The 25,214-nt window shown below is 69.1% G+C and carries 21 protein-coding genes; 10 read left to right on the forward strand and 11 right to left on the reverse strand.

The window, feature by feature from the left end; all coding sequences use genetic code 11:
• Positions 1–80: 80 nt before the first annotated feature.
• From IM776_RS06165 to IM776_RS06185, 5 genes are read right to left on the reverse strand one after another with little or no spacing between them, the layout of a single operon-like run.
• A complete protein-coding gene (locus IM776_RS06165) occupies positions 81–1,388 on the reverse strand; it encodes a DUF58 domain-containing protein (RefSeq protein WP_194422114.1) in 1,308 nt (435 codons plus the stop codon).
• Positions 1,389–2,312: an AAA family ATPase gene (locus tag IM776_RS06170; protein ID WP_194422533.1), complete on the reverse strand. Its 924-nt coding sequence runs from the start codon at positions 2,310–2,312 to the stop codon at positions 1,389–1,391. It lies immediately after the preceding gene.
• Between the two features lie 47 nt (positions 2,313–2,359).
• On the reverse strand, positions 2,360–3,523 hold the full coding sequence (locus IM776_RS06175; RefSeq protein ID WP_194422115.1) for a DUF4350 domain-containing protein: 1,164 nt from the start codon (positions 3,521–3,523) through the stop codon (positions 2,360–2,362).
• Positions 3,520–4,179, reverse strand: coding sequence for a DUF4129 domain-containing protein (locus tag IM776_RS06180; RefSeq protein ID WP_194422116.1), 660 nt, complete (start codon positions 4,177–4,179; stop codon positions 3,520–3,522). Before IM776_RS06180 ends, IM776_RS06175 begins: the two co-directional genes overlap by 4 nt.
• A complete protein-coding gene (locus IM776_RS06185; protein WP_194422117.1) occupies positions 4,176–5,447 on the reverse strand; it encodes a glycerophosphoryl diester phosphodiesterase membrane domain-containing protein in 1,272 nt (423 codons plus the stop codon). Before IM776_RS06185 ends, IM776_RS06180 begins: the two co-directional genes overlap by 4 nt.
• A 191-nt stretch (positions 5,448–5,638) precedes the next feature.
• Between IM776_RS06185 and mtrA the strand changes: the two genes are divergently transcribed.
• From mtrA to hpf, 5 genes are all read left to right on the forward strand, one after another.
• Positions 5,639–6,319: an MtrAB system response regulator MtrA gene (gene mtrA / locus IM776_RS06190; RefSeq protein WP_194422118.1), complete on the forward strand. Its 681-nt coding sequence runs from the start codon at positions 5,639–5,641 to the stop codon at positions 6,317–6,319.
• 9 nt (positions 6,320–6,328) lie between these two features.
• Positions 6,329–8,035 (forward strand): MtrAB system histidine kinase MtrB, encoded by a 1,707-nt coding sequence (mtrB, locus tag IM776_RS06195; protein WP_194422119.1) that lies wholly within the window; start codon positions 6,329–6,331, stop codon positions 8,033–8,035.
• Positions 8,032–9,750 carry an LpqB family beta-propeller domain-containing protein gene (locus IM776_RS06200; protein ID WP_194422120.1) on the forward strand — a complete coding sequence of 573 codons (1,719 nt, stop codon included), beginning with the start codon at positions 8,032–8,034 and terminating at the stop codon, positions 9,748–9,750. Before mtrB ends, IM776_RS06200 begins: the two co-directional genes overlap by 4 nt.
• 86 nt (positions 9,751–9,836) lie before the next feature.
• Complete coding sequence (locus IM776_RS06205) at positions 9,837–10,496, forward strand: ComF family protein (protein WP_194422121.1); 660 nt, start codon at positions 9,837–9,839, stop codon at positions 10,494–10,496.
• A gap of 94 nt (positions 10,497–10,590) precedes the next feature.
• Positions 10,591–11,250, forward strand: coding sequence for a ribosome hibernation-promoting factor, HPF/YfiA family (gene hpf, locus IM776_RS06210; RefSeq protein ID WP_194422122.1), 660 nt, complete (start codon positions 10,591–10,593; stop codon positions 11,248–11,250).
• A gap of 53 nt (positions 11,251–11,303) precedes the next feature.
• Here the strand turns inward: hpf and IM776_RS06215 are convergent, their stop codons facing one another.
• From IM776_RS06215 to IM776_RS06230, 4 genes are read right to left on the reverse strand one after another with little or no spacing between them, the layout of a single operon-like run.
• A complete protein-coding gene (locus IM776_RS06215) occupies positions 11,304–12,626 on the reverse strand; it encodes a coiled-coil domain-containing protein (RefSeq protein WP_194422123.1) in 1,323 nt (440 codons plus the stop codon).
• A gap of 41 nt (positions 12,627–12,667) precedes the next feature.
• Positions 12,668–15,535: an ABC transporter permease gene (locus tag IM776_RS06220; RefSeq protein WP_194422124.1), complete on the reverse strand. Its 2,868-nt coding sequence runs from the start codon at positions 15,533–15,535 to the stop codon at positions 12,668–12,670.
• A complete protein-coding gene (locus IM776_RS06225) occupies positions 15,532–16,254 on the reverse strand; it encodes an ABC transporter ATP-binding protein (RefSeq protein WP_194422125.1) in 723 nt (240 codons plus the stop codon). The genes IM776_RS06220 and IM776_RS06225 overlap by 4 nt, the downstream gene beginning before the upstream one ends.
• Complete coding sequence (locus IM776_RS06230) at positions 16,251–16,853, reverse strand: PadR family transcriptional regulator (RefSeq protein ID WP_194422126.1); 603 nt, start codon at positions 16,851–16,853, stop codon at positions 16,251–16,253. The genes IM776_RS06225 and IM776_RS06230 overlap by 4 nt, the downstream gene beginning before the upstream one ends.
• A gap of 189 nt (positions 16,854–17,042) precedes the next feature.
• Between IM776_RS06230 and secA the strand changes: the two genes are divergently transcribed.
• Both secA and IM776_RS06240 read left to right on the forward strand, forming a co-directional pair.
• Entirely contained in the window at positions 17,043–19,814 is a 2,772-nt protein-coding gene (gene secA / locus IM776_RS06235; RefSeq protein WP_194422127.1) for a preprotein translocase subunit SecA, read from the forward strand.
• Positions 19,815–19,870: 56 nt separating this feature from the next.
• Positions 19,871–21,097, forward strand: a complete 1,227-nt coding sequence (locus IM776_RS06240; RefSeq protein ID WP_194422128.1) for a pyridoxal phosphate-dependent aminotransferase — start codon at positions 19,871–19,873, stop codon at positions 21,095–21,097.
• Here the strand turns inward: IM776_RS06240 and IM776_RS06245 are convergent.
• Positions 20,988–22,082, reverse strand: a complete 1,095-nt coding sequence (locus tag IM776_RS06245; RefSeq protein ID WP_228479948.1) for a CpaE/TadZ family protein — start codon at positions 22,080–22,082, stop codon at positions 20,988–20,990. The genes IM776_RS06240 and IM776_RS06245 overlap by 110 nt on opposite strands.
• 164 nt (positions 22,083–22,246) lie before the next feature.
• On the opposite strand from IM776_RS06245, the gene IM776_RS06250 reads away from it, so the two are divergent.
• Complete coding sequence (locus IM776_RS06250) at positions 22,247–22,531, forward strand: helix-turn-helix domain-containing protein (protein WP_194422130.1); 285 nt, start codon at positions 22,247–22,249, stop codon at positions 22,529–22,531.
• On the opposite strand, the gene IM776_RS06255 is transcribed toward IM776_RS06250, so the two are convergent.
• Positions 22,528–23,118: a hypothetical protein gene (locus IM776_RS06255; protein ID WP_194422131.1), complete on the reverse strand. Its 591-nt coding sequence runs from the start codon at positions 23,116–23,118 to the stop codon at positions 22,528–22,530. The two genes, IM776_RS06250 and IM776_RS06255, sit on opposite strands and share 4 nt — an antisense overlap.
• Before the next feature lie 124 nt (positions 23,119–23,242).
• Between IM776_RS06255 and IM776_RS06260 the strand changes: the two genes are divergently transcribed.
• Both IM776_RS06260 and IM776_RS06265 read left to right on the forward strand, forming a co-directional pair.
• On the forward strand, positions 23,243–23,629 hold the full coding sequence (locus tag IM776_RS06260) for an Rv3235 family protein (protein WP_194422132.1): 387 nt from the start codon (positions 23,243–23,245) through the stop codon (positions 23,627–23,629).
• Between the two features lie 29 nt (positions 23,630–23,658).
• Positions 23,659–25,143, forward strand: coding sequence for a sensor histidine kinase (locus IM776_RS06265; RefSeq protein WP_194422133.1), 1,485 nt, complete (start codon positions 23,659–23,661; stop codon positions 25,141–25,143).
• Positions 25,144–25,214 lie beyond the last annotated feature (71 nt).

The raw sequence follows: 25,214 nt of genomic DNA on the forward strand, positions 1-25,214 counted from the left end.
GCTCGGGTCGCACAAATCGCCGGTATCACTCGCTCAGAGCGGCACCTATTGCGACCTGAACGTGGCGCCCGCTGTGCGCGTCAGAGGCGGCCCGCCGCCTTCAGCTCGAGGTACCGGTCGGCGATTCTGGGCGGCAGGCTCTCCGGATCTGCGGCGATCGCCTCGCCGCCCGCGCGGCGGATGGCATCGGCCACATTCTCGGCGTCGCGCAGCGTGTGCTCGGCGGCAGCGGCGAGATAGATGTCCTCGCGGGAATCGCGCTTCGTCGCCAGCACGCCGACCGCTTCATCGGTCACAGAGCCCACCAGCACGGTCGTGGCGCGCGATGCGTTCGGGAAGGCGCCGAGGAAGCTGCGCGCGGACTCCGCGGCATCCTGCGCCGTGAGCACGACGACGAGCGAGGGCCGCGTCGTCAGCGAGCGGATGGCGGTGAATGCTCCCCCCCAGTCGGTGTCGACCAGTCGCGCGTGCACGGGGGCCATCGCGTCGGTGATGGCCTGCAGCAGTCCCGGGCCGTCGACGCCGGTCACCCGGCCCCGCACGACGCGGTCGTACATCAGCAGGTGCACATGGTCGCCGGCCCTCGAGGCGAGAGCGGCGAGCAACAGGGAGGCCTCGAGCGCGGCATCCAGCCGTGTGCCGTCGCCGACGCGTGCGGCCGCAGTGCGGCCGGTGTCGATGAGGATGACCACATGTCGATCGCGCTCGGGCCGCCAGGTTCGGAGCATCGTGGTGCCGGCGCGCGCCGTCGCGCGCCAGTCGATCGAGCGCACATCGTCGCCGCGCACGTATTCGCGCAGGGAGTCGAACTCGGTGCCCTGGCCGCGCACCTGGATGCTGGTGTTGCCGTCCAGCTCGCGCAGCCGGGCGAGGCGGGAGGGAAGATGCTTGCGGGAGGCGAACGCCGGAAGCACCCGGATCGCGCCCCGCACGTCGTGCCGCGCCTGCCGCCCACCCAGGCCCAGAGGGCCGCGGGAGCGAACGAACACGAACGCGCTCACCAGCTCGCCGCGCCGGCGGGGGAGCAGCGGAACCGTCACCCGGCGGCGCTCGCCGGGCGGCACCACGACGCGCAGCCGTTCGGCGCTCGCCCCAGCGGTCGGCTGCCAGGCGTCGCGGATCAGCGCGTGCAGCGTGCGCTCGCCGTGGTTGTGCAGGGCGACGCCGGCGTCGATCGGCTCATCGATCCGGGCACGCGCCGGAACGCGCCTGGTCACGGTGATCCGGCGCGCGCTCGCCGCGAGGGACACGTCGATCGCCAGCAGGATGCCGCACAGCAGCAGCCATGCCGCGACCGCGACCCACACCGGGATCCCGGCCATGGCGAGCGCCACGACCGGGACGACCCCGAGTCCGATGAGCAGGGCGAGGCGACCGGAGACGAACACTTAGATCGGCACCCGCGTCTGCTGGATCACCGAGGCGAGCACGGCATCCGCAGACACGCCCTCCATCTCGGCGTCCGGGCGCAGCTGCAGGCGGTGCCGCCACACCGGCACCAGCATGGTCTGCACGTGATCCGGGGTGACCGCCGTCGACCCGTTCAGCCAGGCCCAGGCCTTCGCGGCGGCCAGCAGGGCGGTCGACGCGCGAGGGCTCGCTCCGAGCAGCACGGACGGCGACTGGCGGGTGGCGCGGGCGAGGTCGACGACGTAGCCGAGCACCTCGTCGGTGACCTCGACGCGAGCCGCGGCATCCTGAGCGGCGCGGATCTCCTCCGCCGTGATCGCGGGCTCGACGCCGGTGAGCTCGCGCGGTGAGAAGCCGCCGGCGTGCAGCCGCAGGACGGTGACCTCGGCGTCGCGCTCCGGCATCCCGACGACCAGCTTCATGAGGAACCGATCCAGCTGCGCCTCCGGCAGCGAATAGGTTCCCTCGTGCTCGATCGGGTTCTGCGTCGCGGCGACGAGGAACGGGTCGGGAAGGTCGCGGCTGGCGCCGTCGGCGGACACCTGGCGCTCCTCCATCGCCTCCAGCAGCGCCGCCTGGGTCTTCGGGGGCGTGCGGTTGATCTCGTCGGCGAGCAGGATGTTGGTGAACACCGGCCCCTGACGGAACTCGAACTCGCCGGTGCGCGCGTCGTACACGAGTGAGCCGGTCACGTCACCCGGCATGAGGTCGGGGGTGAACTGCACGCGCTTGGTGTCCAAGCCCAGCGCGCGGGCGAACGAGCGAACGACCAGCGTCTTGGCGACGCCGGGCACGCCCTCCAGCAGCACGTGGCTGCGGGACAGCAGGCAGACCAGGAGCCCGGTGACGGTGCCCGCCTGACCGATGACGGCCTTGTCGACCTCGGCGCGCACGCGGTGCATGGCCTGGCGCAGCTGCGCCTCATCTGTTTCGGTCACGGTTGTGTCGGTCACTCTGTGTTCCTTTCCACGTGAACGGCGGTGTCGACGGCCGCCTCGAGTTCTGCCAGCCGGCGAGCGGTGTCGACGAGTTCGGAGTCGGTCGCAGGCAGCGGGCCGGCGAGAAGCTGGTGGAGCGAGCCGCGCGGGATGCGCAGCCGGTCGGATGCCGCGTCCGCGATCTCCGCGGCCGTCGAACGGGCCGCCATCCCCAGACGGGCGGCGAGGCGGCGCAGCGAGCCGTCGCGCAGGGCGGCGGCGGCATGCGCGGAGTCGCCGGCCTTCGCGGTGAGACGGGCCCGGCCGTGCATGGTCTCGGAGGCACGCACCGTCACCGGCAGCGTCTCCGTGACGAGCGGTCCGAATCGCTGGCCGCGCGAGATGCCGGCGATGATACCTGCGAGCAGCAGGAGCAGGATGGCGGGGGTCACCCATTCCGGTGTGAGCGTCGCGAGGGTGTCGGGGGACTGCGCCTCGAGATCCGTGTCCGCGAACGATGGCACGTACCAGACGACGTGGCCGGTCTGACCGAGCAGCGCGAGGCCGAGCGCGGCGTTGCCGTTCTCGGCGAGGTGCTCATTGCTGAGCAGGGATCCGCCCTCGACGAGCACCGTGCGGATGCCGCGGCGATCGTCAGCGAGCAGGCCCGCAGCGCCGTCCTCCGTGAAGCATCCGGTCACACCGTCGGCGGGGGAGAAGAAACGATCCGGCTGCACAGTGCCGACGTTTGCGAGTTCCGGCAGGTCACAGCTCGCGCGCAGTGCGCCTGACGCAGGCGGGGCGGCGTTCTCGCCGAGGTCGAGCAGCCGCAGCAGCCGTGAGGCGCTGGAGAGGAACACGGTGTGATTCGCCGGCTCGATCAGCGCCTGCACGGCCTCGTCGGAAAGGGAGAAGGGGGCGGCCATGACGAGGGTCGTGTCGTCTCGGATGGCGGCGATCGCGTCCGCCCTGGTGCGCGCTACGGTGATCTCGACGTCCTGATCGCGCAGCAGTTCGGCAAGGGCGAGTGTTCCGGAATCCTTGGCGCTCTCCGGGTCCAGGGCGCCGCGCGAGTCCGGCGCACCGAAGCTCAGGGCGCCGATCAGCAGCGCGAAGGCGATCACGGCAGCCGCGATCGCCAGCCAGCCGAGGGCGGAGCGCAACCGGCCCTTCTCTCGCACTGCCGTGCCCGTCACGCGGTCACCGTCGCAAGCTCTTGTCCGGCGGCCGGATGCGCTGTCGAGATCAAGTCGTCGATTGCGGCGAGGTCTCGATAGTTCTGCTCGGATGCGGGATGTCGCAGGTACCGCACCCGGTCGAAGGCGCCGGCTGCGGACGAAAGCTCGGCGTGATGGGCGGCGAAGGCGGCTGCCGCCTCGCGTGCGATCGCCTGCGCTGTCGCGCCGGGGGTGGGGTCGATGATGTCGCGCTCGAGCAGGCCGCGCGCGAGCGCGCGGAACCGGAGCACGGTCGCGGAGTCCCAATCGCCGTCGCGGACGCTGCGTTCCGCGTCGGCGCGAAGCTGCGCGGCCGTGCGATCATCGCGCGCGCCGAGGAGGTCGACGGTGCGGCGCTTCACCCGCCGGGATGCGCGCGGACGCCCCCACAGGATCAGCACCGTGATGAGCGCCGCGACGATCACCGCGACCACGATCACCAACGCGGTGCTGCCGACCTGCTGTCCGGTGTCCGGTGAGAAGAGCCCGTTGATGAACTCGGCGATGTCTTCGGCGAGGTAGTCGAACCAGGTCGGCTTGGCGTCCGCATAGCGCGGATTCTGAAGTTCCTGTTCGGCCCACCGGCGTGCTTCGTCGCCGTCCGGTGCGTACGGATCGGGCGTGAGACGGATCATGCTCCGCCGGAGCCGGGCGCCGCCCATGGGTTCTGCTCGGCCGGACGCGTCGGTGCCGCGGCGGCCGCTGACGCTGCCGGTGGTGGCGGGGGCGGCGCCTGGGTGGTCGGAGCAGGGTACTGGCTGGTCGGAGCAGGGTACTGCGCCCAGCCGACGGGCGGGGTGGCGTACGTCGGTGCGGGCTTGGGTGGCGGGGCGCTGCTCACAGCACGCGCGGGATCGACGGTGAACGGATCGCCGAGATCTTCGGGCGTCGCGCCGAGATCGCGGCGTTCCAGATGGCTGATCAGACTGTGGTCGAGCCCTTCATATCGCATCCGGCAGTCGAGGTAGATGAAGGCGGCGGCGGCGCACTGGACGACGATGGCGACGGCCTGGAGTACGTACACCAGCAGCTGCGGCGCGACGGTGGCGATGATGAGACCGGCGATCTCGGAGGCGTCGCTGCCGCCGGTGGGGGCGATGACGGGGACGAAAAGCGACCCGAGCAGTGAGAGCGGGAGGCTCACGACGCTGACGGCGGTGCTCATGATGATGTTGATGAGGAAGATCACGCCGAACGTGTTCCAGAACCGTCCGCGGGTCAGGCGCCACGACCGCACCAGCGCCGCGCGAAGCCGGGCACGCTCGAGAACGAGAACCGACGGCACGAGGAGGAGCTTGGTGCCCAGCCAGACCCACAGCGGAATCGCAGCGAGCACGAGCAGGATGCCGATCACGACAGTGAACGCGACGCCCTCGGCCGATCCGCCGACGCCGGCAGTCACTCCCAGGGCGATGATGCCGCCGATCACGAGGACCAGGACGATCCCCGCGAGCGCCTGCAGGACGCTCCATCCGACCAGACGCCAGAACGACGGCCGCATGATCTGCCACAGCCGGCCGAGCGACGGCTTCTCGCCGAGGGCGGCGTGGCCGATGTCGGCCGCGACCACGCCCTGCATGACGGCGGTGAACGCGAGGCTCACGAAAGCCATGACCAGCACCACGAGCGCGTTGATCGCGATGGTTCCCCACATGACCGGGTAGAAGTCCGGGCTGCTCGGGGAAAGCGACTCCAGCCGCGTGAACGTGGCCAGGGCGACTGCCCCCACGACGACGAGCGTGATCACGGCGACCACGAGCTGCACGACGATCGCGAAGCCGAACAGCACCTTCGGGTTGTGCCGGAGCGCGGCGAAGGGCTTCCCCAGCAGCGCTCCGAACGTGAGCGGGTGAAGCGGGATGAGTCCGGGCCTCACGGCCGGCGTCCAGGATGCTGTGCTCATCTGACTCCCCGCGTTCATCGAGCTCCCTCCGAAGGTGCAGAACCATCGTGTCATATCCGAGGCCGCACACCGCGAACGCGCGAAGGCGCTACCGTGATCGAAATGTTGTCATGAAGTACGCTGGGCATGACTGCGTCCAGCCTTCACCCGAACGGCGGCGCGCCTGGGTAGAAAGATGGGGCTGGGATCATATGACGTCACGGATCCTCGTGGTCGACGATGACACCGCGCTCGCCGAGATGATCGGGATCGTGCTGCGCACCGAGGGCTTCGAGCCGGTCTTCTGCGCCGACGGTGCGAAGGCCGTCGAGGCATGGCGCACGCAGCATCCGGATCTGGTGCTCCTGGATCTCATGCTCCCCGGCATGGACGGCATCGAGATCTGCACGCGGATCCGCGCGGAATCCGGCATTCCGATCATCATGCTCACCGCCAGGGGCGACACGGCCGACGTGGTTCGGGGGCTCGAGGTCGGTGCGGATGATTACATGGTCAAGCCGTTCAACCCAAAGGAGCTCGTCGCTCGCATCCGCACCCGGCTGCGCCCCGTCACTCAGGCGATCAGCGAGATCCTGCGCATCGGCGATCTCGTCGTCGACGTCGACGCGCACGAGGTGCGGCGCGGCGCGACGCCGATCCCGCTAACGCCGCTCGAGTTCCAGCTGCTCGTCGCCTTGGCATCCAAGCCCCAGCAGGTGTTCTCGCGCGAGATGCTGCTCGAACAGGTGTGGGGGTACCACTACAAGGCAGATACCCGCCTGGTCAACGTGCACGTGCAGCGGCTGCGCGCCAAGGTGGAGCTCGACCCGGACGCGCCGAAGATCGTCATGACGGTCCGCGGCGTCGGATACCGGGCCGGGAGCGTCAGCTAGGAGACGGCGTTGATCGCGACGAGCGCGACGCCGACGACCGCCGCGCTGTGGCGCGACTGGCGTAGCTGGCCGGAGGCGGTGACGACGCTCTGGCGTCGCTCGCTGCGGTTCCGCACCATCACCACCACGCTGCTTCTGACGTCCTTCGCGATCTTCGTCACGAGCCTGATCATGGCGCTCGTGATCCAGAACAACCTCTTCGAATCGCGCCGCGACGAGGTGCTCTCCGACGCGCTGCGCGCCGTGGCGGAGGCGCAGAAGCGGGTGGACTCCGCCGAGGTGACCGACAACCCCTCGGGGCTTCGGGCCCTTTGGGGCGATGTGCAGGAGACGATCCCGCGGGCGTCCTCATCTTCGCGCGTCATCGTGCTCCCGATCGACGAGATCCCCGTCGGCAGCGGCGTGAGCGGCTTCCTGACGGATTCGAGTCTCAGCGAGGACGTGATCAGCGCGGGCCTTCACGAGCGCGTGGTCTCGTTCCCCGATCGGCAGTCGTGGCAGTCGATCGCGATCCCCATGGGCGATGGCTCGGTCGCGCCGGGCATCGTTGTCGGCCAGCAGTTGTTCCTGCCCGGCATCGGCGCGTTCGAGGTCTACATCGCCTACGACCTCGCCGACTCGCAGCAGACTCTGCAGTTCGTCCAGAGCACGCTGTGGGCAGCCGGCTTCGTGCTCATCGCGATCGTGGCGGGAATCTCCTGGATCGTGCTGCGCCTGGTCTCGAAGCCGATCATCGAGGCCTCCGAGACCAGCGCGCGACTGGCGGCCGGTGACCTCGAGGTGCGTCTGCCCGTGCACGGCGAGGACGAGTTGGCCACCCTGGCGGAGTCGTTCAACGCGATGGCCGACAGCATCGAGGCGCAGATCAAGGAGCTCGGTGAGCTCTCGCTCGTGCAGCAGCGCTTCGTGTCCGACGTCTCGCACGAGCTTCGCACGCCGCTGACCACCATCCGGCTCGCCGCGGACATGCTCAACGATCAGCGCGATCAGTTCGATGCGACCACCGGCCGCACCACGGAGCTGCTGCACACGCAGGTGCAGCGCTTCGAGACGCTGCTAGGCGACCTGCTGGAGATCAGTCGCTACGACGCGCGATCCGTGCAGCTCGAGCTGGAGGCGACCAGCCTCGCCGAGCTCGCGGAGGACATCATCGACCAGATGCGACCGCTGGCAGAGGGGCGAGGGTCGGAACTGCGACTGATCGCGCCGGGAGGATACTCACCGGTGGATATGGATGCGCGCCGGGTGCGCAGGGTGCTGCGCAACCTCATCGGCAACGCGATCGAGCACGGCGAGGGGCATCCGATCGTCATCACCGTCGACAGCAACCAGTACGCCGTCGCCGTCGGGGTGCGTGATTTCGGGCTCGGTATGAGTCCGGCCGACACAGAGCGGGTATTCGACCGTTTCTGGCGCGCGGACCCGTCGCGCCAGCGGACGATCGGCGGCACAGGTCTCGGACTCTCGATCGCGCTCGGCGATGCCAAGCTGCACGGCGGGACGCTCGCGGTCTGGTCGGAGCTCGCGGTGGGAACCAACTTCGTGCTCACGATCCCGCGCGGTCATGGTCAGAAGAACGGCACGTCGCCGGTGCCGCTGGAGCCTCAGGAGAACCTCACCGACGTCAGTCGGCTGACACAGCCGATCCACCTGACCGAGCTGCGCGAGGTGTACTTCACCGATTCGATCCCCACCGTCACGGGAGACGACTCATGACCCGCCGCAGACACCGCAGCCTCGCCGTCCTCGCGCTCGCCGCGTTCATGGCGGTGCTCGCCGGGTGCACGAGCCTGCCCTCGTCGGGCGAGGTCAACGTCGGGCTCGCGCTGAATGACGCCGACCTCGATCCCGACATCAGCCAGATCGCCGCGCGGCCGCTCGCCGGAGCCAGCCCGAGTGAGATCGTCGAGGGATTCCTGGACGCCGCTCTGACCCCGGACAACGGCTGGGCGATCGCACGGGAGTTCCTCAGCCCCGAGCTTGCGGCCACGTGGCGCCCGAGCGAGAGCGTCACGATCGACTCCGGCGCTGCGGCCCGCGAATTCACGGTGGACCTGGACGGCGAAGGCGATGCTGCGGCCTCCGGTGACGTCCGCGTGCTGCTCGACCACCAGGTGGCGCGCGTCGACGAGGACGGCGCGTATGCCGAACTCCCCGGCGACGCGTCCGTCGCCGCGTTCGAGGTCGAGCGCAACGAGGACGGAGAGTGGCGCATCACGTCGGCGGCGGACGGGATCGTGCTGGATGCCGAGGCGTTCCCGCAGGTCTACCGCCGGTATTCACTGCAGTACTTCGACCAGAGCTGGACGCACCTGGTCCCGGACCTCAGGTGGTACCCGCGTCGTCAGACGATCGCCACGACACTCACGCAGTCACTGCTCGGGGGAGAGCCCAGCGAATGGCTCGCGCCCGCGGTGCGCAGCGCGTTCCCCGGTGACGTCGCTCTCGCGAGCGACTCCGTGCCGATCAGTCCCGAGAAGGTGGCGACGGTGGAGCTGACCGTCGCCGCGGCGACGCTCGACGCCACTCAGCTCTCCCGCATGCGCACGCAGCTCGAGGCGACGCTGCGCCCGGCGGGTGTCACCGAGGTCCGACTCCTCGTGAACGGACGCGACCTGGACGCCGGGCGCTCCGTCGTCGAGACCGGACGTCAGGAGTCGAGCCCCGTCGTGCTGACCGAGGATGAGTTCGGCGCGTACGTCGGCGAAGAGATCGTGCCCGTGGACGGGATCAGCGATGAGATCGTGGAGCTCGCACCCAGCGTCACGGCGGTCGACGTCCCGGCGGACGATGCGCGGGCGGCGGTGAAACTGGACACGGGCCTGGTGTACACGGTCTCGGATGGAAGAATTGACGAACTCGACGGCAGAGCCGGACTGATCGCGCCGTCGATGGATCCCTACGAGTACACGTGGTCGGTCCCGTCCGGATCACCGCAGGCCGTCAAGGCATGGCGTCCCGATGTCACCGACGTCGACGTCGCCGGGGCGTTCCCCGACGCCTCATCCATCTCACAGCTCCGCGTCGCGGCGGACGGCGTGCGCGTAGCCGCCGTCGTCACGATCGGCAGTCAGCGCTGGATCACACTCTCGGCGATCGTGCGCGACGAATCGCAGGCGCCGATCGAACTCGGTCCGATGCACCAGGTCGCGCAGATCGAGGGCTCGGTGCTCGGGCTGTCCTGGGTCGGTGAGGACTCCCTCGCCGTGCTCGTGGACGACGCGCAGGCGCGACTGGTGCTCACGCAGGACATCGGCGGGCCGGGCGCCTACGCGGCGGCGCCGACCGGCGCGCACGCGCTCTCCGGAGGCCGTACGAATGCCGCCGTGCGCATCCTCGACGAGGACGGTGTGCTGTTCGCCCAGCGGGGGACGACGTGGCAGATGGGGCTGTCTGACGTGCTCGTGCTCGGCACGCACGCGGGGCAGTAGCCGCACTCGTCCTGCACACGCGCCGGTCGTGCACAGATCGTGCCCGACCGGCGCCGCGCAGTCGCGGCGCGCACCAGGATCGGCTCATGGTCGACTGGGCGGTGCTGGCGGACGAGATCGCGGCGTTCGTGCTGTCCGGATGCTGCGCCGGATGCGACGTACCGGGAACGCTGCTGTGCGACGACTGCAGAGCGGAGCTCGTCGCACGACCGGTGCACGCCGAGACATCCGCCGGGATGGCCGTGCTCGCGGCGCTGCCGTTTCGAGGGGTCGCCGCACGATGCCTTCGGCGGGTGAAGGAGGACGGCGAGACCCTTCTCGCTCGTCCACTCGGTGCCGCGCTCGCGGATGCCACGGCGCGCGTGCTGGCCGTTCACCCCGAGGCTCTCGCCGTGCCGGTGCCAACGGGCGCGGCGGCGTTCCGGCGCCGCGGCTACCGCGTGCCGGAACTGCTGATGCGCCGAGCAGGCCTCGTGCCGGCGCGGGTGCTGACGCAGACGCGGCGCACCGCGGACCAGCGGGAGCTCGACCTCATGCAGCGGAGGGAGAACGTCGCCGGCAGCATGCGCGCGCGACACGCCCGGGCCGCACGCGACGTGGTCGTGTTCGACGATGTCGTGACGACGGGTGCGACCCTCGACGAAGCAGCCCGCGCCCTCACTGCGGCGGGATTCCGGGTGCGCGGAGCCGTCGCGCTCGCCGCGACTCCGAGGCGCCGCGAATCACGGGAAACACATCATGAATGACTCGTGACATCCGAGGAAACGGGGACTACGGTAGGGGGACACAAGGCGACCACGGTCCGCCCTTGGCCGGGAGGACCGGGACAAGGAGGCAGCAATGGAAACAAGCATCGTTGGCGTCGGAGTGGGTATCACTGATCGCTTCCGAACCGTTGTCGAAGAGAAGATCGCCCGTGTTCAGCAGCTCGCCTCGCGGGCGCAGCGGCTGGATATCAAGGTCACGCATCGTGCCTACCGTGCAGGTCGCGTCCCGGACGAGACCGTCGAGCTCACGCTCGTGAGCAAGGGCCCCGTCGTCCGCGCGGAGGCCGTCGACGGAGACAAGTTCGTCGCCCTCGACCTCGCCGTCGACAAGATGGCCGAACAGCTCCGGCGCGCCAAGGAGAAGCGCGTGGACGGCCGTCAGCACCCGCGCGGTGCGCACTTCGAGAAGGGCAGCGGCTCCATCGAGGGCATCGATGTGCAGCCGGCATCCGTCGACGTGCTCCAGGCTGTCGCCACCGGAGCCATCCCGGTCCAGACCGACGAGACCGAGGAGTACTCGCCCGTCGTCATCCGTACCAAGAACTTCGACCCCGAGTGGATGACCGTCGAAGAGGCGGTCGACCGGATGGAACTCGTCGGCCACGACTTCTTCCTGTTCGTCGACGCCCGAACGGACCACCCGAGTGTCGTCTACCGCCGTAAGGGCTGGGACTACGGTGTCATCTCACTGACCACCCAGGCATCGCCCGAGGAAGCAGCACTGGCGTCCTGAACCGACGAATGGCTCGGCACTGAGCGTGCCGGGCCATTCTCATGCGTCCGAGGTCAGTCGAAGATCCCGTCGAGGATGCTGCCGATGACGAGGCCGCCCATGATGCCGCCCATGATGTCACCGCCGCCACCACCGCGGCGTCCGCCGCCCCAGCCGTCCCCGCCCCAGCCCTGCTGCTGAGGACGGGCCGAATCGATGTCGCGCTGCGCCAGCTGCAGCGCCTCCGCGGCGAGCTGAGCGACGCGGCGAGAGGCGGCCATGGCCTGCTCCCGCGTCTCTTCGGGGGCGATCATCTCGGGGATGTCGATGCGCAGGCGCTCGGCCTCGGCGAAGCGCGTGCGTGCATCCGCGCCGATCCAGCCGCGGTGACCGGAGATGAGCCCGCGGGCGACGCCCAGCTGCCGGTCCGCGTCGTCCAGCGAATGCTGCACGTGCGCCACCGTCGGCAGCGGGTTCTGCGCCCGGTAATGAGCCTTCGCGATGGCGTCGTCGAGTGCGGTGTTGGCGGTGCGTAGCTGGGTGAGCTCGGCGAACGGGTCGTTGCGGGTGCCGGCCGGCGAGAGCGCATCGAGCGCCTGCTCGAGCTCGGTGACGGCCGTCGTCACGGCCAGGACCTTCGGGGCGTTGCGTGCGGCGATGATGTCTCCGCGCGAGTCTGCGACCACCTCGGCGAGCGTGGACTCGGCGCGCAGCGCTTCGATCTCGAAGTCCTCGACCGCATCCAGCAGGGCTCCGGCGCGGCGGGTGGCCTCGGTCGCGGTCTCCAGCGCGAGGTTGGCCTCCTCGTTCTGGCGCGCCGCACGGCGGCGCTCGGACACTTCGGCGCCGTGCGTGGCGAAGGCGATCAGCTGCTCGGCCTCATCGGCGGATGCCGTGATCTGATGCATGGCCGACTCGGCGTACCGGGATGTCAGGCGTTCGATCGTCGAACGGGTCTGTGGAATCCGCGCGCTCAGCGCCTCCGCATCCTTGCGCACCTGCGCGACGATCTGCGGAGCCTGCCGCACCCGGGCGACCGACTCCGCGAGCGCAGAGGTCTTCTCGTCGAGAAGATCCTCTGCCCAGTCGCACAGCTGCACGATGCGGGCGTTGCGGGTGCGGAGCTCCTCGTCGGTGTCGGGGATCTCGTCGTGGTTGAGCTGGTGCAGCTGGAAGGCTTCGCGAAGGTGCGTCTTCACCGACTCCAGCGCGGCCTTCAGATCCTTCGTGAGCGAGATCCCGAGCTCGGCCTCGGCGAAGGCGAGCTCGTCGCCCGCTGTGCGGATCCGCTCGTCGGCGGCGACGAGCGCCTGCTCGGCGCGACGGGCGAGGTCTGCGTCCTGCGCCGCCTGTGCAGCCTCTTGCTCGCGTTTGCGCTTACCCCAGAAACCGGCCATGGATCGATCCTACTTTCCGAATCCGATGCGCGCGCTGTGGGTCAGGCGATGACGGTGCGGCGGGTGAGCTCCGGCGTCTGGGGCGGGATGAGCCAGGATGCCGCGGCGATGACCAGCGGCAGGCCGATCGCGAGCAGCGTCAGAGCGGGCCACGGCATGTCGGAGACGAGGAGGTCGCCGCGGGACTGGATCGCGAAGCCGATCGGCGGAAGGACTCCGGCGGCCGCTCCGGCGATCGTTCCGAATCCCGCGATGATCAGCCCCTGCCAGAAGCCGATGCGCCGTCGCAGCCCTCGGGTGCCGCCCACGGCCGAGAGCGTGGCGTCGTCGGGCCGGCGCTCGAACCGCGCGAGGCCGAGTGCAACCGCGGAGGCGCCGAGGACGAGCACGGCGACGCCGAGGAGAACGGGGACCATCCAGAACATGTCGTCGGACGGGCCGCGTTCGTAGTGCGGCGCGAATGTGATCTCGGGAGTGCTCAGCAGGTCGGCGTGGGCGTAGAGGCGATCCATGTCGTCGGTTTCGAGCGGCGTTGCCGGCACGGCGACGACCTTGACCGGCTGGACGACCATCCCGAGACGCTCGGCGGTCCCGGGGGAGATGGCTATCGCCATGGGCTGATCGGGCACGTCGACCACGACGGCCTCGATGCTCTCCCGCCATTCGGGCTCTGCGACCTCGGGCTGCTCGGGCTGCCGAATCCAGATGTTGTCCGGGACGCGTCCCTCGTAGGACTCGCGCGCCGCCCACGCGGCGACGTCGATGTCGCCGTCGGTCACCCAGCGTTCGTCCGTGACCAGAGCGCTGCCCGAGCGGAATGCGCTGAGCTGCGCGGGTGAGAGATCCACTCCCAACACGGCCGACAGCGAGGCGGGCTCGATCACCGAGATCGGATTCATCGGCCACTGTCCGCTGTAGCGGTACGAGGCCTGTGCCGTCGGGTCGAGAAGGTGCTCTTCGGGCATGAGCGCCATGATCCACTGATCCTCGGCCGGAACGTCCTCCGGCGACGGGTAGTAGCCCGGATCCGACTGGGCGCGGATCACGGCGGCGGTGCTCGCTCCGGCATCCGTGACGAGGTCCACGGCGGAATCGGCCGACACGTCGGCCTGCTCGGCGGTCACCGGCATCACGGTCCCGTTGCCGCCGGGGTAGAACTCCACCGACAGCGTGCCGACCGGCCCCTGATAGAACCAGTTGCGGGTGCTGTTGCCGATCTGCATCGACGATTGCGAGAGCGCGAACACGGCGATGAACACGGTCGCCCCGATCGCCGCGAAGGCCGGCACCGTGCGCGAGGCGTTGGCTGCGGCATCCCGCGACGCCAGGCGCGCCGCGAGGCTGACCCGCGACAGGACGCGCGAGGCGAGCCAGAGCAGCCAGCGACCGGAGAGAATGATGCCGATCTGCACGAGGATCGGGCCGATCACGATGCCGAACGGCGGAATCGCGCGCAACGGCGAGTCCGACCGCAGATCCGCCGGTGGGATCGCACTCAGGGATGCCGTCACCACCGCGCTCGCGATCGTGATCCCCACTCCCGCGATCAGGATGATCGAGCCCCAGATCGGACGAGACGCCCGTGGAGTCTGCGGTCGGCGTGCGCCGCGCAGAGCGCTCAGCGTGTCCGAGCGCGCGACGGTGCGCGCCGGGATCGCCGCCGATGCCGTCCCCACCAGGACGGAGAAGATCAGGATGCCGGCGAGCACGGCCCACGGCACGTGGAAGCCCCAGTAGCGGGTGGCTGAGCCGTCGTCGGTGATCCACATGATGAGCGCGGCGAGGCCTACGCCGAGAGCGAGTCCGACGAAGCCCCCGGCGAGCCCCAGAGCCGTTCCCTGCAGAATGATGGTCCGGCGCAGGTCCGACGCTGTCGCGCCGACGCTCGCCGCGACCGCGAGCGAGCGCTGCTGGCGCCGGGCTGCGACCGAGAACGCCGCTCCGGCGAGCATGATCACCACGTATGCGGCGAAGAGGCCGGCCGCCGCCAGCATCATGACGTAGCCCTGCACCGCGCCGTCCGCCGAACCGAAGTTCCCCCATTCGTCAGACGCCGTGGCCCGCGGTGGGTCGAGCACGACCTCTCGCGAGTAGGCCACGACGCCCTGGTCGTTGAGGGCCTGGACCTTCGCCCAGCTCAGCGCGTCTTCGGGCAGGAACCACTTCGTCGTGCCCGTCAGTGCGCCGGACGGGAGGAACAGGGCGGCCTGCGCCGACGGCGTGGCGGCCGCGGTCATGGTTCCCACGACGGTGAACGTCTTGGAGGAGTCGACCAGTGTGAGGTCTTCGCCGATCGTGATTCCGAAACGCTCCAGCCCGGCCGGGGTGACCAGGACCTCGTCGGCAGTCGCCGGCGCCCGCCCCGCGATGAGATCGAAGCTGCCCTGGAAACGTTCGTCCCAGACCTCGCCGGCCCATGCGGGCAGCGTCGCGACGCCGGCTGCCGTGTCGGCGCGAACCTGCCCCTCCGTCACCGCGATCGTCTCGGTTCCGGAGGGGAGAGTCGAGATCGGATCCGACAGCGGGTCGCCCTCGGCGATCGTCATCTGATTGTCTTCGAACGGGTAGCCGTTCCAGTCCGGCTGCGTCGGCGCCTGCCAGAATCCGGCATCGGGAACCCCGACGGGCTGCACCCAGGCCTGCATCTGACCGAGTTCGGCCCGAACCGACTCCTCCGGCGTCGCGACGGTGCTCCACACCACCACCGAGAACGCAGCCATCCCGGCGATCGGAAGGGCGATGAGAGTCGCGATCAGCACACTCGACGAGATCGTGCGCCGCACCTGGCGCCGCGCGAGCCGGGCCGCGACCCGCCACCGGGCGCGATACGCGCCGCTCCCGCGGTGTCCACGCGGCTCCCTCGGCTGTTCGTCGTGCCCGCGGCGCTGCCGTTCGAGCGTCGCGCTCATCGCGCGGCGCCGGTGAGGAGACTCTCGGGGCTGTCGCGTCGGGTCTCGTCGATGATGCGCCCGTCGCGCAGGAAAACGACACGATCGGCGAACGCCGCATGGCGCGCCTCGTGGGTCACGAGAATCCCGGCTGCGCCGGCATCCACGCATGCCCTCAGCATCTTCAGTACCATCTCGCCGGTGACCGAATCCAATGCTCCCGTCGGCTCATCCGCGAGGATGAGCCGCCTGCCGCCGACCACTGCGCGCGCGATCGCGACACGCTGCTGCTGGCCGCCGGAGAGATCGTCCGGGTAGGAGTCGAGCTTGTCCGCGAGGCCCACGGACGCCAGGGCGTCCTTGCCCGCGCGACGAGCCACTCTTCCGCGGAAGCCGTCGAGCTCGAGGGGGAGGGTGACGTTCTCGATGGCGGTGAGCGTCGGGATGAGGTTGAAATCCTGGAACACGAACCCCAGCGATCTCCTTCGCAGCTTCGCGATCTGCGCGGCGGACTGCTCGCTGAGGTAAGACCCTTCGATGATCACCTCGCCACTCGTCGGAGTCGCGAGACCACCGACGATCGACAGCAGCGTCGACTTGCCCGATCCGGACGCGCCCATGATGGCGACGAGCTCGCCCTGCCGAACCTCCAGATCGACACCCGACAGCGCGGAGACCGCCGTCGCCCCCTGCCCGTACTGCTGTGTGACTCCGACCAGCTGCAGCACCGTCTCGCTCATCGTGCCGACGCCTCCTGGTTCGAAGGGCGCCCGCGCTTGGGGCGCTCGGTCGCGAGCTCGAGTCCCATCGCGTGGTGCGGATGCAACGCCAGACGCTGCTCGGTGTGGTCGAGCCACCTCACCTCTGCCTCCGCTGCGAAGATCATCGAGTCCACGACGAGCGACCACGCGAGCTCGGCGGATCCTTCGAGGTCGCCTCCCGCGTACTTCGCACGTTGCATGCCCTGCAGATGCGAGAGCGATGCGCGTCGCTGCGCCTGGATCACCCGCCCGACATCGACTCCGGGAAGGGTGGCGGCGACTGCGAGCTTGATCGCGAGCTCATCCCGGGTCGCCTGCGTGCGGACGACGGGGGAGGACAGCCACTGTGCGACCTCGGCGGATCCGGCATTCGTGATCTGCCAGTACACATGACCCTGCTCGTCGGCTTCGCCGCGCTCGACCAGACCATCGCGCTCGAGGCGTTCGAGGGTGTTGTAGATCTGGCCGACGTTGAGCGGCCACGTGGACCCGGTGCGGCGATCGAACTCCGTCCGCAACTGGTAGCCGTAACAGGGTCCCTGATCGAGGATGGCGAGCAGACTCTGGCGAACGGACAATACGACCTCCCGAAGTGGTTTCTGAGTAAATATATACACGGAAACCGTTGCTCGGCGCTAGATCCAGCCGGGTGGCGCGTCCATACGCAGACGACGCGCAGGTCACCGGCCGGTAACATGGCGAGGTATGCCCGGCACCGAGCCCGATCTGGGTGGCCGGGATTGACCCACAAAAGGGAGATGACTTAAGTGGCGAATCCTCTTGAGAAGCTGCTGCGCGCGGGCGAAGGCCGTGTCCTGCGCCGCCTGAACCAGGTCGTGAAGGCCGTGGGCGCGCTCGAGGAGGACTTCGAGAAGCTCACCGACGACGAGCTCGCGAACGAGACGACCGAGCTGCGCGAGCGCTTCGAGAAGGGCGAGACGCTCGATCAGCTCATGCCCGAGGCGTTCGCCGCCGTGCGCGAAGCAGCCAAGCGCACCCTAGGCATGCGCGCGTACGACGTGCAGCTGATGGGTGGCGCCGCCCTCCACCTCGGGAACATCGCCGAGATGAAGACCGGTGAGGGCAAGACCCTGGTGGCCACGTTCCCCGCATACCTGAATGCGATCGCCGGCCAGGGCGTGCACGTCATCACCGTCAACGACTTCCTCGCCACGTATCAGGCAGAGCTGATGGGCCGCGTGTACCGTGCGCTCGGCATGACCACCGGCATCATCGTTTCGGGTCAGACCCCTGCGGTGCGACGCGAGCAGTACGCCGCCGACATCACCTACGGCACGAACAACGAGTTCGGCTTCGACTACTTGCGCGACAACATGGCGTGGCGCAAGGAGGACCTCGTCCAGCGCGAGCACTTCTTCGCGATCGTCGACGAGGTGGACTCGATCCTGATCGACGAGGCCCGCACGCCATTGATCATCTCCGGCCCGTCCTCCGGCGAGGCGAACCGCTGGTTCACCGAGTTCGCGAAGATCGCGCGGACGCTCGAGGCCGGCGAGGACTACGAGGTCGATGAGAAGAAGCGCACCATCGGCGTGCTCGAGCCCGGCATCGAGAAGGTCGAGGACTACCTCGGTATCGACAACCTGTACGAGTCGGCCAACACGCCGCTGATCTCGTTCCTGAACAACTCGATCAAGGCGCTCGCGCTGTTCAAGAAGAACACCGACTACGTCGTCATGAACGACGAGGTCATGATCGTGGACGAGCACACCGGCCGCATCCTGGTCGGACGTCGCTACAACGAGGGCATCCACCAGGCCATCGAGGCCAAGGAGGGCGTACCGGTCAAGGCCGAGAACCAGACGCTCGCCACGGTGACCTTGCAGAACTACTTCCGCCTGTACGACAAGCTCGCCGGCATGACCGGCACCGCCGAGACCGAGGCGGCCGAGTTCATGTCGACCTACAAGCTCGGCGTCGTGCAGATCCCTACGAACCGTCCGATGATCCGCAAGGACAACGCCGACCTCGTCTACAAGAACGAGACGGCGAAGTTCGACCAGGTCGTCGAGGACATCGTGGAGCGCCACGAGACCGGTCAGCCGGTCCTGGTCGGCACCGTGAGCGTCGAGAAGAGCGAGTACCTCTCGCGGCTCCTCGCGAAGAAGGGCATCAAGCACGAAGTCCTGAACGCGAAGAACCACGCGCGCGAGGCCGAGATCGTCGCCCGGGCAGGCCGCCTGGGCGCCGTCACCGTCGCCACCAACATGGCCGGCCGCGGTACCGACATCATGCTCGGCGGAAACGCCGAGTTCCTCGCCGTGCAGGAGCTCAGGGGCAAGGGCCTCGACCCGGCGGAGACGCCGGAGGAGTACGAGGCCGCCTGGGACGAGACGTACGAGGCGATGAAGGCCGTCGTCGCCGAGGAGAGTGCGAAGGTCACCGAGGCCGGTGGACTGTACGTGCTCGGCACTGAGCGCCACGAGTCGCGTCGCATCGACAACCAGCTGCGCGGACGCTCCGGCCGTCAGGGGGATCCCGGTGAGAGCCGCTTCTACCTGAGCCTCACGGACGACCTGATGCGGCTGTTCCAGTCCGGCGCCGCAGAGGCGATCTTGGCCCGCACCAACTTCCCGGACGATGTGCCGATCGAGTCGGGTCTGGTCTCCCGGGCCATCCGCAGCGCCCAGTCGCAGGTCGAATCGCGCAACGCCGAGATGCGCAAGAACGTCCTGAAGTACGACGACGTCCTGAACCGTCAGCGCGAGGCGATCTACGCCGACCGCCGTCAGATCCTGCACGGCGATGACATCGCCGACCGGGTGCAGCACTTCATCGAGGACGCCATCACCGGCGTCGTGACCGACCACACCGGCGAGGGCCACACCGAGAGCTGGGACTTCGACGCGCTCTGGACCGAGCTGAAGACGCTCTACCCGGTCAGCGTCACGATCGACGAGGTCGTCGCCGAGGGGCGCGGCCGCAAGGGCGGCATCACGACCGACGGCCTGACCAGAGAGCTGCTCTCCGACGCGAAGATCGCGTACGAGAAGCGCGAGGAGACCCTCGGCGAGGCGGCGACCCGTGAGCTGGAGCGCCGCGTGGTGCTGCAGGTACTCGACCGCCGCTGGCGCGACCACCTCTACGAGATGGACTACCTCAAGGACGGCATCGGCCTGCGGGCGATGGCGCAGCGCGACCCGCTCATCGAGTATCAGCGCGAGGGTTACTCGATGTTCCAGTCGATGATGGGGCAGATCAAGGAGGAGTCGGTCGGCTACCTGTACAACCTCGAGGTCGAGGTCCGTCGAGCTGCCGACTCCGAGGTGACCGAGGTCGAGGCGAAGGGGCTCGTCAGCGACGGCGGCGAGCAGCGTCTCGAGTACTCCGCTCCGAACGACGCCGGCGAAGTCGAGGTGCGCAACGACCGGGGCCAGGTCAAGCAGTCGGTGGCGGATGCAGAGGCCGCCGCTCCGCAGCAGGGCGAACGTGGCGCCTTCGGCCAGCGCACGGATTCTCCGGTTCAGGCCCCGCAGAACCGCGAGCAGCGCAGGGCCGCGGGCAAGAAGAAGAAGTGACCCCGCGCTGAGACGCACGGAGAAAGCCTGCCGGTCGATGCCGGTAGGCTTTCTCAATGACCCACACGCGCAACTTCGACCAGTCGTCGAAGCTCAAGAACGTCCTGTACGAGATCCGAGGGAAGGTTCCGGCAGAGGCGGCGCGTCTGGAGGCCGACGGCCACAGCATCCTCAAGCTCAACACCGGCAACCCCGCGATCTTCGGGTTCGAGGCACCCCACCAGATCGTGCACGACATGCTCGCGGCACTGCCCACGGCGCACGGGTACAGCGACAGCAAGGGAATCATCTCCGCCCGCCGTGCCGTCGTCAGCCGCTATGAGGAGATCGAGGGCTTCCCCTCCTTCGGTCCGGATGACGTGTACCTCGGCAACGGCGTCTCCGAGCTCATCACGATGACGATGCAGGCCCTGCTCGACGAGGGCGACGAGGTGCTGATCCCGGCTCCCGACTACCCGCTGTGGACGGCGATGACCAGCCTCGCGGATGGCACCCCTGTGCACTACCTCTGCGACGAGCAGAAGGGCTGGGAGCCCGACCTCGAGGACATCCGGTCCAAGGTCAGCCCGCGCACCAAGGCGATCGTCATCATCAACCCCAACAACCCGACCGGCGCGGTCTACTCGCGCGAGGTGCTGGAGGGGATGGTGCAGATCGCCCGCGAGAACGAACTGCTGATCCTGTCCGACGAGATATACGACCGCATCCTGTTCGATGACGCCGTGCACATCCCGACGGCGACGCTCGCGCCGGATCTGCTCTGTCTGACCTTCAACGGACTGTCCAAGACCTATCGCGTCGCCGGATTCCGGTCGGGCTGGCTGGTCATCACCGGCCCGCAGCAGCATGCGAAGGGATTCCTCGAGGGGATCACGCTGCTCGCCTCGACCCGGCTGTGCCCGAACGTCCCTGCGCAGCATGCGGTGCAGGCGGCACTCGGCGGCGTGCAGTCGATCGACTCGCTCATCGCGCCGTCCGGACGCCTGCACGAGCAGCGCGACATCGCCTGGCAGGGACTCGAGTCGATTCCCGGCGTCTCGTGCGTGAAGCCGCAGGGCGCGCTGTACGCGTTCCCGCGTCTGGATCCCGAGGTCCACGAGATCCACGACGACGAGAAGTTCGTCTACGACCTGCTGGTCGCCGAGCGGATCCTGCTCGTGCAGGGGACCGGGTTCAACTGGCCCACTCCGGATCACTTCCGCGTGGTGACGCTGCCTGAACCCCGCGTGCTGGGCGAAGCCATCGAGCGGCTCGGGAACTTCCTCGCCGACTACCGGCAGTAACCGTCGTGCGCGGCCGGGCGGGCTCAAGGTGCTCGGCCAGCCGTCGCACCGCGGCGACCAACGGCGAGCGGGGTGTGACGTCCGCCATCGGGCGTGCGTGCAGCAGAGCGGCATCAGCCGCGCGCTGATCGTAGGGGAGGAACGTCACGTCCGTGATCCCCGCGAAGCGCTCGAGCGCGCGCCTGATCTGCCCGCGCGCGTCGATGCCCAGCGGGCCGGGCCGTACCTGGTTCGCGACGACGGCGATGTGCGCGGTCGGGCCGACCAGCCCGCGCAGCTCGGCATGGTCGCGCAGGAAGCGCGAGATCGACAGCGGATCGGCGGCGGTGACGGCGACGATGACATCGGCTTCGCGGAGCACGGTGGTCGTCGCGGCATGGCGGCGTGGGCCGGCGAGGTCGTCAGAGACCTCCTCGTAGGCGTCGAAGGCCGCTGACACGTCGATCACGGTCTCCTCGGCCCACTCACGGCACACGCCGAGCGTCGCAGTCAACCGCTCGGCGGAGAGCTCCGGCCAGCGGGAGGGACGGTTCAGGCCCGCGAGCACCTCCACGGCGCCCGCGCTCGTCTCCACGGCGACGGCGACGCGGCTGAGCTCGGCGGCATCCAGACCGCCCAGCTCGGCGCGGCGGCAAGCGGCGGCGATCCCTGGTGCATCGTCACCCAGGGCGAGCAGCAGAGCGAGCGACGGGGCCACAGTGTCCGCGTCGACCAGCGCACAGCGGCGCCCCGTGCGTGCCAGCTCCAATGCCAGCTGAATCGCGACGGTCGAGCGGCCGGGCGCGCCCTGAGGACCCCAGACCGCGACGATCCGGCGGTGCGCCGGGATGAGCCGCGCGGCGGTGGGCGGTGTCTCCTGCGACAGGGCGTCGGCGATCCGCCAGACGTCGGCATCCTCAGGCAGCGCCTCGGGCAGGCCGTAGCGGCTGAGCAGGCGCGACTCACCGGCACCGAGGGTGACGATGCGCGATCGAGAGGATGACAAGGGCGATGCCGATGAGGAACCGGATGTCGCCCCAGAATGCGCGCCGGGCACGCGGTTTCGTCGTCATGCCCTCATCGTCACAGAATCGACCGACTCGAGGTGGAAGTTATCCACAGGACGGGTGAGTGGTACGGGCGGACCGGTGGCGCCGTCAGAATGGAGACATGTCCGATTCGCCCGCATCTGCTCCTCGCTTCCTCGCGCCCGCGCAGGTCGCCGAGCTGATGAGCATCGACGTGGACGAGGTGATCGCACTCGTGATCTCCGGTCGCCTGCGCGGCGCGAAGCTGGGCTCTCCCGCTCGCTGGCGCGTCGAGGAGGGGAGTATCGCCGACTATCTGGCGGAGCAGACCGAGGAGGCGCGGCGGATGGCATTGTGGCGCCAGGCCGACGAGGCGAGCTTCCCCGAGGTGTGGGGGCCACAGGGCAGAGGCCCGCGGCATCCCTAGATCGTCGAGCTCGCGGTGCGCACCCAGCGCAGCGCGGCGAACGGCACGACCCGGAATGCGCGCACGGCGCCGGCCAGACGGGCTTCGCCCGCGTCGTGCACGGCGAGATCCAGGTGATCCTGCCCAGCGCGATCGATCGTGCCATGCAGCACTTCGCCGTCGGCCAGTGCGAGGCGCACGGCCAGCCGCCGGCGTGCGAAGTCGCGCATCAGGAAACCCAGCGTCATGCGCTCGCGCAGCCCGTCCTGGGTGACCTCGACGTCCTCCAGCGTGTCGAGGAGCGCGCCATGGTGGGTCTCGACTCCCGTCACCGATGTCATCGGCACGATCAGCGCACCCGTGGTCTCAACCGGCTGAGCGGCGATCCAGTCCGCTCCCACCGCGCGCAGACGACCGGAATGATGCTCGCCTCCTGCCAGGCGGACGGTGATGGGGGCATCGCTCTGCTGCAGAAGGCGCAGACGGGTGCGCAGCGTGAGTTTCGAGATGCGCAGCCGCTCGGACTCGGCGTCGAGCGCCGCACGCTCCGCCTCCCACTCGGCGGCGAGCTGACCCTCCAGGTCCTCGAACAGGCGATCCCAGTGCACACGGACGAGCGTACGGGACGCGCTCGGGTCGTGTACGAGTTATCCACATCTTCCGCGGATGGCCCGGCGAGTGACCGCGCACCCGTGCTGTACTGTCACGCACCACGTACCGAGAGTGACCACGATGACGCTTCAAGAGTATTTCGCACCGCAGCCGACACCCGCATCGGACCTTCCGGACCCCATGCCGCTGCTGCGAAGTCTCACTCAGGGGGTGCTCGAGGTCTTCGCCGGCGTGCGGGAGATCGATCAGCTCGCTCGCTGGTTCAGCGAAGAGGCGTTCCGCAGACTCGGTGCAAGAGCCAATCTGTCGGCACGCGCCCGCAGCGCGCGCGGGACGGCGCCGGCGAGACCTGTGTTCGAGGTCCTGTCGATCCATGAGGCGACGCCCGCCGACGGCATCGTCGAGGCGGTCGTCGTCGTGGCGGGCCCCGGCCGCACCAGGGCCGTGGCGATCCGGTTGGAAGGGCTGGATCACCGCTGGCGGGCCACATCGTTCGCCGTGCTCTGATCGCCGTGCCCGCTGACTAGTCTTGAAGTGTGTCAACCCTCAGTGATCTCGTCCATGCCCAGGGCTGCCTGAACGACGAAGACGTCGAATGGCTCCACCGTCTCGCGGGGGACGGACAGCTGCTCGCGGATCTCGCCTCCGCCGATATCGTCATCTGGGTCGCGACCGACGATGGCTCCTTCATCGCCGTCGCGCACACGCGCCCGAGCGGCGCCGCGACGCTGTTCTATCGCGACATTGTGGGGGAGCGGGTGCGACCGCAGTGGCGCACGCAGGTGCAGGGCGCCTTCGAATCCGGCGAGATCGTCGACTCGTCGTCGCCGGACTGGTTCGAGGAGACGCCCACCCGTGTGCGCGCGGTGCCGATCGTGCGTGCGCGGAGAAACGACGGTCAGAAGCCGCCGGTGATCGGCGTCGTCACCCGGCACACGAATCTCGGCGAGGTACGTACGCCCTCGCGCCAGCAGATCACGTTCGACGAGTGCGCGAACGACCTGTTCCGTATGATCTCCTCAGGCGAGTTCCCCGACCTCGCCGCACCGACGTCTCCGCGCCGCGGTGCGCCCCGTGCCTCCGACGGGCTCATCCGGATCGACGTCGACGGGATCAGCACATTCGCCAGCCCCAACGCGCTCTCGGCGTTCAACCGGATGGGCTTCGATGACGAGCTGGAGGGGGAGTCGCTCGCCGAGGTGACCACGCGCATCCTGCCCACCACTCGCCAGGTCGACGAGTCGCTGCCGGTCGTGGTCACGGGGCGCGCGCCGTGGCGCACCGACATCGAGGCGCGCGGTGTCACCGTGTCGCTGCGCGCGATTCCGCTCAAGGATCACGGCACGCGCATCGGCGCGATCATCCTGTGTCGCGACGTCAGTGAGCTGCGCCACCAGGAGCAGGAGCTCATCACCAAGGACGCGACGATCCGTGAGATCCACCACCGGGTGAAGAACAATCTGCAGACCGTCGCTTCTCTGCTGCGCATTCAGGCTCGGCGCACGCACTCCGATGAAGCGCGGGATGCCCTGACCCAGGCCATGCGCCGGGTCGACGCCATCGCCGTGGTGCACGACACGCTCGCACAGGGGCTCACGCAGAAGGTCGACTTCGACGAGGTCTTCCACCGGGTGCTCAAGCTCGTCGCCGAGGTCGCTGCCGCCCCCAACACCAGGGCGCGCACGCAGTCGACCGGGCATTTCGGCGTGCTGCCCAGCGAGTACGCGACGCCGCTCGCGCTGGCACTCACCGAGGTCGTCACCAACGCCGTCGAGCACGGCCTCGCCGGCAAGGAGGGCACGGTGACGATCGATGCCGCGCGCACGGACGACAAGCTGCACGTGTCGGTGCGCGACACCGGGCACGGTCTGCCGGAGGGGCGCGTGGGTCAGGGGCTCGGCACGCAGATCATTCGCACGCTGATCCAGGGCGAGCTGGGTGGCAGCATCGAGTGGCGCGGAGGTGAGGGCGAGGGCACCGAAGTGTCCATCGACATCCCGCTCCGATGGCTCAACCGGTGATGATGAGTCGGGTCGGGCCTCGTCTGCGAAGCGGACCTGACGCGATTCGACTCATGGTTGAGCGAGACCCG

Source organism: Microbacterium abyssi, from assembly GCF_015277895.1.
GTDB lineage: Bacteria > Actinomycetota > Actinomycetes > Actinomycetales > Microbacteriaceae > Microbacterium > Microbacterium abyssi.